Here is an 11127-nt window from a genome sequence, read left to right on the forward strand (position 1 = left end):
TTTCAATTCGACACCATCTTCTATCAGCTTATGCCGAATAATCGCATAGCATTTTCGGTTGTGGCTTTTGCAACTTCTTCAAACGAAATTCCTTTAATCCTGGCAATTTCTTCAGCGACGAGCTTGACATAGCCTGGTTCATTGCGCTTTCCCCTGTGTGGGTGCGGAGTAAGGTAAGGGCAGTCAGTTTCAATCAGCAGCCTGTCGAGCGGCAGCTCAGCCGCTACTTCCTTCGGCTTAACCGCATTTTTAAACGTTACCGGCCCGCCAAGTGAAATATAAAAGTTCATATCCACGCATTGCCTGGCAATTTCCACGCTCCCGCTATAGCAGTGCATAATGCCCCCGACCTCTGACGCACCTTCCTCTTTAAGGATCTCCACAATATCGGCTGTCGCCTCCCTGTTATGGATGACAATCGGCAATTTCACTTTTTTGGCCAGCCTGATTTGTTTTCTGAACACTTCCTTCTGGATATCCCTGGGTGATTTGTCCCAGTGATAATCCAAGCCCATCTCACCAAGGGCGACAACCTTGGAATGCGCCGCGAGCTCCTCAATCCATGAGAGGTCCTCATCCGTCATGTCGATAGCATCAACCGGGTGCCAGCCGATACATGCATAAATGAAATCATGGGTTTCAGCTAGCCCGATGGCTTTCTCGATTGTTGGCCGATCAAATCCGACAACGACAATTTTGCCGACTCCATTCTCCTTCGCCCGGGTTATTACTTCTTCCACATCTTCCTCATACTGCTCAGCGTTCAAGTGCGCGTGGGTATCTATCAGCATGCCGCCACTTCCTTTCCTGTCATTACCTCTTGTTATATACGGAAAAGGGAATGCACCGGCTGCTGGTCGGCGGGCATTCCCCATCGTTTTTTTGTTGGTTACTTAATTTTTGTCCCGTTTGGCAGGTCCTGGTCAACCGATGCCAATGAAAGTGTTCCGTCTGTTTTTCCTGCGAGGATCATTCCCTGGGACAATTCGCCACGTAATTTAACAGGCTTGAGATTGGTTACGCAAATGACCTTTCTGCCTATTAATTCTTCGGGTTTGTAGTACTCGGCGATTCCGGATACAACCTGGCGCTTTTCATACCCGAGGTCGAGCTGCAGCTTCAAAAGCTTATCAGCCTTCTTCACCTGCTCCGCATGGAGTACTTCGGCGATCCTTAAATCGATTTTCATAAACTCATCGATTGAGATTTCTTCTGTTTCAGGCGCTTCTTCTTTCTTTTCTTCCCGTTTTTGTTCCGGTTCGGGAGCAGGCGCTGCCGGGCCCTGCATTTCCGCTTTTATAAATTCGACCTCTTCCGCAATTTCGAGACGCGGGAACAAAGGATTTCCTTTCGATACTTTTGTCCCGGCCGGAATAATACCGAATTCGGATAGGCTCTCCCATGACTTCAGGGAGTCGCCCGCAATCCCTAGCTGTTCAAAAATCTGCTGCGGGGAGCGTGTCAGGAATGGCTGTAATAGGACCGCGATCCTCCGTAGTGATTCGGCTAAGTGCGCCATTACGGAACCAAGTTCAGCTTTACGCTCCTCGTCCTTGGCTATTGCCCAAGGCTGGGTTTCGTCAATGTATTTATTGGAACGGCTTACTAACTGCCAAACCGATGAAAGGGCTACGGAAAACTCCATTTTTTCCATCGCTTCCTCATACTTCGAGACAGCCTCCCTATTGGCTGAGAGGAGGCTCTCGTCATACTCTGTGACAGAGCCCGCGTAAGCCGGTATCTCTCCATCAAAGTATTTGTCGATCATGGCTACTGTACGGTTAAGAAGGTTCCCCAGGTCATTAGCCAGGTCGAAATTGATCCGTTCAACAAAACCTTCCGGAGTGAAAACGCCGTCCGAGCCAAACGGAACCTCACGCAGGAGGTAATACCTTAAGGCGTCAAGCCCGTACCTGTCAATCAATGTGACAGGGTTTACGACATTCCCTNAGAGGGAGCCCCAAAGCCATAAGCATGATTGGCCAATAAATCGTATGGAAACGGACAATTTCCTTTCCGACCAAATGGACGTCGGCTGGCCAATATTTCCTGTATTTCGAATCATCTTCGCTTCCATAGCCCAACGCTGTAATATAGTTGGACAAGGCGTCTATCCAAACATAAATAACATGCTTCGGGTTGCCGGGCACCTTGATGCCCCAATCGAACGTAGTCCTTGAAACAGCAAGATCCTCGAGCCCTGGTTTAATGAAATTGTTGATCATTTCATTTTTTCGAGATTCAGGCTGGATAAAGTCTGGATTATCTTCGTAATATTTGAGAAGCCTATCTGCATATTTGCTCATCCGGAAAAAATACGATTCTTCCTTGACCTTCTCAACGGGGCGACCGCAATCAGGGCAATTCCCTTCAACAAGCTGCCTGTCCGTATAAAAGGACTCGCATGGCGTACAATACCAGCCTTCATATTCATCGAGATAAATATCACCCTGTTCGACAAGCTGGGCAAAAAGCTTGTCGACCGATTTTTTATGCCTGTCCTGCGTTGTTCTGATAAAATCATCATAGGAAATATCAAGTTTTTTCCAAAGCTCTTGGATGCCTGATACAATCCCATCCACATACTGCTGAGGTGTCAGCCCTTCTTCTTCAGCTTTTCGCTGAATCTTCTGGCCGTGTTCGTCCGTACCAGTCAAATACATCACATCATAGCCGCGAAGCCGCTTGTACCGGGCCATCGCATCCCCGGCAACCGTCGTATACGCATGCCCAATATGCAAATTACCGCTCGGGTAGTAAATGGGGGTTGTCAGATAAAACGTTTTATCTCTCTTTTCCATCGAGATCCCTCCTTCATATATACCTATCGCCCAAAGGCCGTTGAGGTCATTATTGCCTTTTCTTTTCAGCTTCTATCAACAAAATATACCGAAAATCCAATTTTTCTGCAATATAATTGACCCCTTGCCATTCAAGGCGGGAAAAACTTTTCTTTTCTATCCCTATAAAAAACTCAAGTGTGTCGAATAGTATGTTGTTTGCTTGCTGAGGATTAAAAAAAAGATTTTGTCGAAATTTGCGTTTTTCGTTTTTTTTATTATACTAGTAAAGTGTTACTTAATTTTTTCCTGTTTTTTCAATAAAAATATATATTTTCAGAAAACATTGATGCAGCAGGGTTTTTTTAATACCCAAAACTTGTTAATCCTTTTTTCACGATAAATTGATTGACGAATTTGGGAATCGCTGGTATTATAAAATTATTAAAAAAATTGTCGAATAATGACGAATGATGTATTATTAGAGAATCTTTTTTAAAAATGGGAGGAGAAGCATTACATGAAATCTACTGGTATTGTACGTAAAGTTGACGAACTCGGCCGGGTGGTCATTCCTATCGAACTAAGACGCACACTTGGCATCGCAGAAAAAGACGCTCTTGAAATCTATGTAGACGATGAGCGCATCATCCTGAAAAAATACAAGCCTAACATGACTTGCCAAGTCACAGGCGAGGTTTCCGATGACAACGTGTCACTGGCAGATGGCAAGCTAATCCTTAGCCGTGAAGGCGCAGAACAGCTATTGAAAGAAATCGAATCTGTATTCAGCAAATAATTTTCAAAAGGCTTCCCCAACAAAAGGGGAAGCCTTTTTTACACTAATCGATTCTGTCTACTCTACATGATATTCCCTGTAAATATCGCGCTTGCTTAGGCCCCGGTCTTTTGCTGCTTTTTTTATTGCATCCTTTGAGGCAAGGTTTTCAGCCGAAATATAGTAGTTGACATGTTCTTCGATGGACATGGCTTCCCACCATGGCGAATCTTCCGATACCGTTTCCTTCCCGCCCTCAAGAACAAGGCAAAATTCCCCCCGGACCTCCCCGCTCCCGCACCAGTCAATGGCTTCCTCAACGGTTCCACGGATAAATTCCTCGAATTTTTTCGTCAGTTCCCTGCAAAGGACTATTCTCCGGTTTCCCAATATCTCAAGGATGAGGCTGAGCGTTTCCTTCAGGCGGTGGGGTGATTCATAGAGGATGATGGTTGCCGATTGTTTTTTTAACTCTTCCAGTTCATTTTTCTTCTCCTTGCGCTGCCTGTTCAGGAAACCATAGAAATAAAACGGCTGCGGCGGCAGCCCGGATGCAATGAGTGAAGTGAGGGCCGCGTTTGCTCCCGGGAGCGAAACGACTGCGATATTTTCCTTTATTGCCATAACGATAATGTCGTATCCCGGGTCTGAAATCGCCGGCATGCCCGCATCGCTGACCAAAGCTATTTTCTCGCCTTTAATCAGCCTTTCCAGCAATTTTTCCCCGCTTGCTTCTTTGTTGTGTTCATGGTAACTGACGACTGGAGTTTCTATTTCAAAATAATTACACAGTTTCTTTGTATTTCGGGTATCCTCTGCCGCGATAACCGCCGCTTCCTTGAGGAGGCGGATTGCGCGAAAACTCATATCCTCCAAATTTCCGATTGGGGTTGGAACGAGGTAAAGGATTCCCTTATGATTTTCATTTTCAAAGCTCTTCTGCTGCTGCATCCGCACATTCCCCTTCCGTTGCCAAATACTCTTCCTTTTTTGCCCTTGAAAGCTGTTTGAAGCGGTATTCTGCCCGCATTGCTTCGGTCTTTGTTTGAAAGGCCCGGGCAAAAACAAGCTCAACCGGCCCGCGGCCCCTAGTATATTTGGCTCCTTTCCCCTCATTATGAAGCCTGACCCTTCGTTCGAGGTCAGTTGTATAGCCTCCATAATAACTTCCATCCCGGCATTGCAATACATAGAAATAATGTTCAGTTTCTTCCATATAAAATCTCTCGCACTTCAGGTGTGTATTCATTATTTCCATCATAAACAATAAGAGGCGGAAGGATTTTCAGGCCTGGCTGCCCATCCTTTATCGCTTCCACAAGCATGGTATTCGCCTCCTTGCCCTCCTTGGGGTAAACGAATTTCAGCCGTTTCGGCTCAAGCCGGTATTTCCTCATTAGCTCAATCATATCGTTCAGCCGTTCAGGCCGGTGAACAAAAGCAACCTTTCCACCCGCCTTGGCAAGTGCCGCGGATACACGGATTGTATCCTCAAGCGTGCATAGGATTTCATGCCGGGCAATCGCGAAATGTTCATTCTCATTGATTTCAGAGGCTGGCGGCGTTTTAAAGTAGGGCGGATTGCAGGTAACCACATCAAATTTTCCATAGCCAAGCCTTGAGGGCATATCCTTCAAATCGCCGTGAATCATCTCCAGGCGGCTTTCCAGGCCGTTATAGGCGATACTCCTTACAGCCATATCATAGAGCCGCTCCTGGATTTCCACGCCTGTAATCCGCCCCTTCGTCCTTTTGCTGAGGAAAAGAGGAATCACGCCATTGCCGCTGCATAAATCAATGAGGTTCCCTTTTTGAATCGGAACATAGACAAATCGTGACAGCAGGACCGCGTCGAGGGAAAAGGAAAATACCGTCGGGCTTTGAATGATCCTCAAATTTTCAGCAAGCAAATAATCGAGCCGCTCATCATCTTTTAAATCGGCCATTGTCTACCTCCCACGTCCACAAAAAGGCCTTCCCGCTAAAAGGAAGGCTTTATTTTTTATTCAAAAATGACAGGCAAAACAGGCAGTCGCCTTCTTTGCGCAGGCTTCCGAAATGCAAATTGCAAATATGGAACCCCTCCTGGTAAAGGCGGGCCAAATTGTCATAGCCTTCACCAATGTCCAAGGTCCTGGTTTCTGACGCTCCTGCTTTTTTCCCTTTTTTACCCGAATCTTCCGCCTGTTCCGGCGTATTTTCGAGGCGCTTGCGCAGGAGCTCATTTTCAAGTTTCAGCGAATGATTCTCTTCCAGTATTTCTGCCAGATGCTGCTTTAATTCACCCAGCTGCTGGTAAAGGTTGCCGATTTGAATTTCCATTGAACCAACTGATTCAAAAATTTCCTTCTTATCCACGTATTCCACCTCATCAGTCTGTGGATGGTATTGAAAAAGCACCTTCTTTTAGGATTTCGTCGAGGGTAAACTCAAGCACCCTTTCCTGCTCCTTTATTTCAACCTGGAGAATGCGCTCCAGAATATTCAACCCAACAACTTTCCCTCTTCCCAGCGGCGTCGTAATCACTTCACCAAGATCCGGAAGAAGGTCTTTCGCTGTTTCGTATTCATCATTTTCATATTTCAGGCAGCACATGAGGCGGCCGCATAGACCTGAAATTTTGGTGGGATTCAGTGAAAGATTCTGGTCCTTCGCCATCTTGATTGAAACCGGGTCAAAGTCTCCAAGGAAGGTCGAGCAGCAAAGCATCCTTCCGCAAGGGCCTATTCCCCCCAGCATTTTCGCTTCATCCCTTACACCGATTTGCCTTAATTCGATCCTTGTCCTGAAAATGGACGCAAGGTCTTTGACCAGTTCCCTGAAATCTACACGGCCATCGGCGGTAAAATAAAAAATAACCTTGTTTCTGTCAAATGTATATTCTACATCGACAAGCTTCATATCAAGCTGGTGACCGTCTACCTTTTCACAGCAAACGTCATAAGCTTCCTTCGCAGCCACCTTGTTTTCCTCAACAATAAGCTTATCCTTTTGATCCGCTATCCGCACAACCTTTTTCAAAGGAAGGACAACATCATGCTCGTCCACTTGTTTGCGGGCGATGACAACCTTGCCGAATTCAACACCGCGGACGGTTTCGACAATGACATAGTCATCCTTTTCTATAGGCAGATCTCCGGGATCGAAGTAATATATTTTTCCCGCTTTTTTAAAGCGGACTCCGACTACATCATACAAATGATGATCCCTCCTGCAATTTTAACACGAGCTGTTCCATCAGAAGCTGGGGGTTCATATTGGCATGAAGCCTGCGCTTGGCCTCAAGAACCGCCGCCATCTGATCAGGCAAGCTCCGTGTCCGGGTTTGAAGGGCAAATTGCTCAAGCCGACCAGATTCCTTCTTAAAAACAATTTGCTCCTGTTTACCCAACTGTATATATAATAAGTCCTTAAGTACGAGAAGTAGAAGATCCAGGCCGCGGTCAATCTGTTCTTTCTCTTTAAAATGCTGGAACCATTCCCCCTGGAGCGCGACCATTGCCTCCAGCGGATTCTTTTTAAGCATTTCATATAATTTTACCACTATTTTTTGGGCTTGTGCAAACCAATCCTGTGCATTTAGTTCCAACGCCTCATGAACATTATTTGTCAATTGGGCAAGAAGAGGAGCAGAGTCCGGGCCGATCCCGTTTTCAACAAGCTGTTTTATAAAAAATTCAGGCGAAAGAGGACGAAAAGTTATGATTTGGCAGCGTGACAGGATCGTCGGCAACATTTGCTGGGGATTCTCGGTAAGCAGGAGCGCCACGGTCTGGGCTCCTGGTTCTTCAAGGAACTTCAGCAGCGAATTGGATGCACCTGTTGACATTTTTTCCGCATCATCAATCACATACATTTTTCGGGAGGATTCCATCCCTTTTTTCGAGAACTCTTCCTGCAGTTCCTTAATTTGCTGTTTTTTAATCGAGAGGCCATCCGGTTCAACCCAGTGGACATCAGGATGGTTGCCGCTATTAATCCGCTTGCAGTTCAGGCAAGCTTCGCAAGGCTTGAAGCCATCAATTGGATTTTCACAGAAAAGCGCTTTTGATAAGAGCTTGGCCGCATCCTTTTTCCCCGTTCCCCGCATGCCCTCAAACAAATAGGCATGGGCGACCCGGCTTTTTTGTATACTGTTTTTCATCATTTTCAGTGCCGCGGGCTGAATTTGTTCAAGCCCGTCCCATGTCATTGCCATCGGCCTCACCTGCTTATGCTTCAATGTATCCCGCCACTTATGGGCTACCATCAGCGTATAACCACCGCTGATGGTAGTTTCATTTATTGAAAGGAGGAAGGCGCCTTTTTGAAAAAAGGGGCCTTCCTATAATAGCGGTATGTTAAAATTGCAAAAATTGCTCAATCGGTAGGACAAAGACGGTTGCTCCGCCAACCTCGACTTCAACCGGGTAAGGAACATAAGAATCCGCATTTCCTCCCATAGGCGAAACCGGCGCCACAAGCTGGTCCCTTGCTTTACAGTTGATCCTGATAATCTCCAACGCCTTTTCCACTCTGGCGTCATCCGTACCAATCATAAAGGTTGTATTTCCCGATTTTAGAAAGCCTCCCGTTGTAGCAAGCTTGGTCGCCCTGAAATTATGTTCAACGAGTGCGTTTGACAGCCTGTTGCTATCCTGGTCCTGCACCACCGCAATAATTAACTTCATTCTTTCAACCTCCTTTTTTTGATTGGTACCCTATACTTTCTTCATTATAACAGGATTTCCTGCTTCCCACATGATTTGTGAAGGCGGAATTTATTCGCAGCAAAAAAACCTCCCTATTTCAAAGGGAGGATTTCCTGTATTTTTGCCAATGCGGCTGTAAAGACTTCCTCCATTGGCAGAGAGGCGTCAATCATTGCAATCCTGTCCGGGAACCGTTCCAATAGAAGATGGTAACCTTCCCTTACTTTTTGATGGAAATCAAGTTCTTCCAAGTCCAGGCGGTTCACTTCGCGTCCTTTGTGCCTATCAATCCGCGCCAATCCTTCTTCAGGGGCGATATCAAAATAAATGGTCAAGTCAGGCATCATCGTTTCAATTGCAAATTCATTAATCTTGTAGACCTCATCGATACCCAATCCACGGGCATACCCTTGATATGCAAGCGAACTGTCGACAAAACGGTCGCAAAGGACGATTGCGCCTGCCTCCAATGCGGGCCTTACCTTTTCCACCAGATGCTGCCTTCTTGCCGCCGCATAAAGCAGCGCTTCTGTACGAGGATCCATGGCGGTATTTTCCGGCTCCAATATAACCCTTCTAATTTGTTCGGCGATGTCAATCCCGCCTGGCTCTCTGGTAATAAGTGTTTTAATTCCCATTTCTTTTAAATGTTCATCCAAAAGGTTCAGAACTGTTGTTTTACCCGCACCTTCTGGCCCTTCAGTTGTAATAAATAATCCTTTTCTCATTGCGACCTCCAATTTCCATGCTTTATCTATAGATGAGAATCTCTCCGTCCTTAAGCCGTTCCCCGCCTTGAAAGCGGGAACCTGATTGAATTAGCTGAGTGAGCCTCCGTAGTACCGGTTCACTGATCCGTTCCCCTTTCAGTAAAAGCGGAATCCCGGGCGGATAAGGAACAATCGTCTCTGCCATTATCATTCCCTTTGCATTTTCAAGTTTTACAGGTTGAATTTGAAGGCTGTCCATCATCCGATATGAAAGGGCGAGCTGTGAAAGATCCCCTCCCCTGGAAGATTCGTCAGTCTCTTTTTGGACCGGAGCGTAATCATAGAGTAACTCTTTAATTTTTTTCACTGTATTCAAAAACGGGTAGGGCATTCCCTCTTTCAAAAGGGGGAGGACAAACAAAACATTGCTGGGGTCGGCAAGCTCTGTAAAAATGCCCTCATGCTCAAGAAGCTGCTGTATTTCAAAGCCATTGAGGCGGCACGCACTCTGGATCACAACTTTCAGAGGATCGGTTTTCCCTTCTTCGGTCAACACCCGTATCTGCGGGATTTGGTCCAGTTCCTCCCTGAATTGCTGAATTTTCTTAAAAAGGATCGCGAAATCTCTTCGATTAAAAGTTCCGAGATAGGCTCGCGCCAAATCCAATGAAGCCAGAAGAGGATAGGATGGACTGCTAGACTGGAGCACTTGCAGATAGTCTTTTACCCGGCCGAGATTGACCAGCCCGCTATTGAAATGGAGGAATGACCCCATTGTCATTGCGGGAAGGGTTTTATGGGCTGAGTGGACAACAAGGTCCGCTCCCAGGGCAACCGCTGATACAGGGAACCCTTCCGCGGCAATGAAGTGTGCTCCGTGCGCCTCATCAACGAGGACCGGGATACCATTTTGGTGGGCAACTTCAATAATCTCAGCGATAGGGTCCGCAATCCCGTAATAATTAGGGTATGTAAGGACAATCGCTTTTAAATCGGGAAAACGTACTATAGCCCGTTTGGCAGCCTCAGTATCCAGCCCGCCGGCCACCTTCCAATCACCATTAAAAATGGGCTCTATGAAAACAGGGTCGGCTTTGGCGAGGCGCAGGGCATTTATAATCGACTTGTGGCAATTCCGCTGAACAAGGATTTTGTCCCCTTCGCCGCAAACAGATAAAATCATCGTAAGATTCCCAACAGTGGAACCATTCACGAGAAAAAAACTTTCTTGTACTCCGTACAGTTTTGCCAAAAGCAGTGCCCCATCCGCAATCACGCCCTCTGGTGAATGGAGATCATCCAGTCCTGATAGTTCTGTGGCATCGAGTTTTAGGATTTCCTCAAAAAAAGCCCCTCCAATTATATTTTGGACAGATCCGTATTTATGGCCCGGCACATGAAAGGATACCGGATTTTTCTTTGCATGTTCCATCAATGCATTATATATAGGTGAATTTTGCTGATTCATAATTTTCTCCCGGGTAAAGATAAGTCTCATCCATTTTATCAAACTAAATGGGTTTGGGGATATTGATCCAAAAAAATAAAGCCCTGACAGGACTTTTATGAGAGTATTTGTGGTTCGGCCGCTTTCCTAAGTTGTTTTAAATAATATCTATATTTAGGGTCGTTCGTTTCAGTTGAGATCATTTCCCTTTCGCATTCCGAGCAAATAAAAGATGTGTAAAGATGTATACCCTGCGCTTTGTTTTTCTCGCAAACTACACATAATTCCTTATAATAATTTCCCGCAGGCTGATGATTCACTTCTCCCACCTCCATACCCCTTATTGTTCCCACCAGCCGAGATTTGTATACACTTTTTCGAATTGTCGCGCTGACTACTGTTCCTAGTGTATGTGCAATTGCCCAATTCGGTGTATGTCTTACCGGACTTTTAAGGAATTTTTGTCTCGAGTAAACCTGGTTTTATTCATTTAAGGAATTTTTGACTCAGGTAATCCTGGTTTTATCCATTGAATGTAAGCTGAGCAGATGGTTTTAGCTATCTGGCGTCTCGTTTAAGTTGTTTTATATCAGATAAGCCTTATCTTTTTGATGGTTAACACTCGTGGATTCCAAGGTATGTAAGGTTTTGCGAACACCAAAAAAGGCAACCCAATTCAGGTTGCCTTCCATTTTGCCCGGCAGCGTCCTACTCTCACAG

General features: G+C 45.8%; 12 protein-coding genes and 1 pseudogene. 1 reads left to right on the plus strand and 12 read right to left on the minus strand.

Annotated elements, in window-relative coordinates; translation table 11 throughout:
- Nucleotides 1–23 precede the first annotated feature (23 nt).
- Together DRW41_RS21670 and metG are read right to left on the minus strand one after the other, a co-directional pair.
- A complete protein-coding gene (locus DRW41_RS21670) occupies nt 24–791 on the minus strand; it encodes a TatD family hydrolase (protein WP_115454093.1) in 768 nt (255 codons plus the stop codon).
- 98 nt (nt 792–889) lie between these two features.
- Nucleotides 890–2801 (minus strand): annotated as a pseudogene (metG, locus tag DRW41_RS21675) (methionine--tRNA ligase).
- A gap of 499 nt (nt 2802–3300) precedes the next feature.
- Between metG and abrB the strand changes: the two are divergent.
- On the plus strand, nt 3301–3579 hold the full coding sequence (gene abrB, locus DRW41_RS21680) for a transition state genes transcriptional regulator AbrB (protein WP_115454094.1): 279 nt from the start codon (nt 3301–3303) through the stop codon (nt 3577–3579).
- 57 nt (nt 3580–3636) lie between these two features.
- Here abrB and rsmI read toward each other — a convergent pair whose 3' ends face one another.
- From rsmI to DRW41_RS21730, 10 genes are all read right to left on the minus strand, one after another.
- Nucleotides 3637–4509 carry a 16S rRNA (cytidine(1402)-2'-O)-methyltransferase gene (gene rsmI / locus DRW41_RS21685; RefSeq protein WP_115454095.1) on the minus strand — a complete coding sequence of 291 codons (873 nt, stop codon included), beginning with the start codon at nt 4507–4509 and terminating at the stop codon, nt 3637–3639.
- Nucleotides 4487–4774: a GIY-YIG nuclease family protein gene (locus DRW41_RS21690; RefSeq protein WP_115454096.1), complete on the minus strand. Its 288-nt coding sequence runs from the start codon at nt 4772–4774 to the stop codon at nt 4487–4489. The genes rsmI and DRW41_RS21690 overlap by 23 nt, the downstream gene beginning before the upstream one ends.
- A complete protein-coding gene (locus DRW41_RS21695; protein WP_115454097.1) occupies nt 4761–5504 on the minus strand; it encodes a tRNA1(Val) (adenine(37)-N6)-methyltransferase in 744 nt (247 codons plus the stop codon). Before DRW41_RS21695 ends, DRW41_RS21690 begins: the two co-directional genes overlap by 14 nt.
- Before the next feature lie 49 nt (nt 5505–5553).
- Nucleotides 5554–5916, minus strand: coding sequence for a DNA replication initiation control protein YabA (yabA, locus tag DRW41_RS21700; protein ID WP_115454098.1), 363 nt, complete (start codon nt 5914–5916; stop codon nt 5554–5556).
- Between the two features lie 13 nt (nt 5917–5929).
- Nucleotides 5930–6757 carry a PSP1 domain-containing protein gene (locus DRW41_RS21705; RefSeq protein WP_115454099.1) on the minus strand — a complete coding sequence of 276 codons (828 nt, stop codon included), beginning with the start codon at nt 6755–6757 and terminating at the stop codon, nt 5930–5932.
- The gene (gene holB, locus DRW41_RS21710; protein ID WP_115454105.1) at nt 6750–7757 is read right to left on the minus strand and encodes a DNA polymerase III subunit delta'; all 1008 of its coding nucleotides are present in this window, start codon (nt 7755–7757) and stop codon (nt 6750–6752) included. Before holB ends, DRW41_RS21705 begins: the two co-directional genes overlap by 8 nt.
- 142 nt (nt 7758–7899) lie before the next feature.
- Nucleotides 7900–8229, minus strand: coding sequence for a cyclic di-AMP receptor DarA (gene darA / locus DRW41_RS21715; RefSeq protein WP_053368657.1), 330 nt, complete (start codon nt 8227–8229; stop codon nt 7900–7902).
- Between the two features lie 113 nt (nt 8230–8342).
- A complete protein-coding gene (tmk, locus tag DRW41_RS21720) occupies nt 8343–8978 on the minus strand; it encodes a dTMP kinase (protein ID WP_115454100.1) in 636 nt (211 codons plus the stop codon).
- Between the two features lie 22 nt (nt 8979–9000).
- Nucleotides 9001–10428, minus strand: coding sequence for an aminotransferase class I/II-fold pyridoxal phosphate-dependent enzyme (locus DRW41_RS21725; protein ID WP_115454101.1), 1428 nt, complete (start codon nt 10426–10428; stop codon nt 9001–9003).
- Nucleotides 10429–10523: 95 nt separating this feature from the next.
- Nucleotides 10524–10742 (minus strand): sigma factor G inhibitor Gin, encoded by a 219-nt coding sequence (locus tag DRW41_RS21730; protein WP_115454102.1) that lies wholly within the window; start codon nt 10740–10742, stop codon nt 10524–10526.
- Nucleotides 10743–11127: the final 385 nt, after the last annotated feature.

The sequence above is a fragment of the Neobacillus piezotolerans genome (assembly GCF_003362805.1).
Classification (GTDB): domain Bacteria; phylum Bacillota; class Bacilli; order Bacillales; family Cytobacillaceae; genus Bacillus_D; species Bacillus_D piezotolerans.

Excerpts from the sequence above, each read along its gene's own strand:
- tmk (WP_115454100.1), bottom strand. The coding sequence starts at position 8,978 with ATGAGAAAAGGATTATTTATTACAACTGAAGGGCCAGAAGGTGCGGGT.
- holB (WP_115454105.1), bottom strand. The coding sequence starts at position 7,757 with ATGGCAATGACATGGGACGGGCTTGAACAAATTCAGCCCGCGGCACTG.
- darA (WP_053368657.1), bottom strand. The coding sequence starts at position 8,229 with ATGAAGTTAATTATTGCGGTGGTGCAGGACCAGGATAGCAACAGGCTG.
- DRW41_RS21690 (WP_115454096.1), bottom strand. The coding sequence starts at position 4,774 with ATGGAAGAAACTGAACATTATTTCTATGTATTGCAATGCCGGGATGGA.
- DRW41_RS21730 (WP_115454102.1), bottom strand. The coding sequence starts at position 10,742 with ATGGAGGTGGGAGAAGTGAATCATCAGCCTGCGGGAAATTATTATAAG.
- DRW41_RS21670 (WP_115454093.1), bottom strand. The coding sequence starts at position 791 with ATGCTGATAGATACCCACGCGCACTTGAACGCTGAGCAGTATGAGGAA.
- DRW41_RS21695 (WP_115454097.1), bottom strand. The coding sequence starts at position 5,504 with ATGGCCGATTTAAAAGATGATGAGCGGCTCGATTATTTGCTTGCTGAA.
- abrB (WP_115454094.1), top strand. The coding sequence starts at position 3,301 with ATGAAATCTACTGGTATTGTACGTAAAGTTGACGAACTCGGCCGGGTG.
- DRW41_RS21725 (WP_115454101.1), bottom strand. The coding sequence starts at position 10,428 with ATGAATCAGCAAAATTCACCTATATATAATGCATTGATGGAACATGCA.
- rsmI (WP_115454095.1), bottom strand. The coding sequence starts at position 4,509 with ATGCAGCAGCAGAAGAGCTTTGAAAATGAAAATCATAAGGGAATCCTT.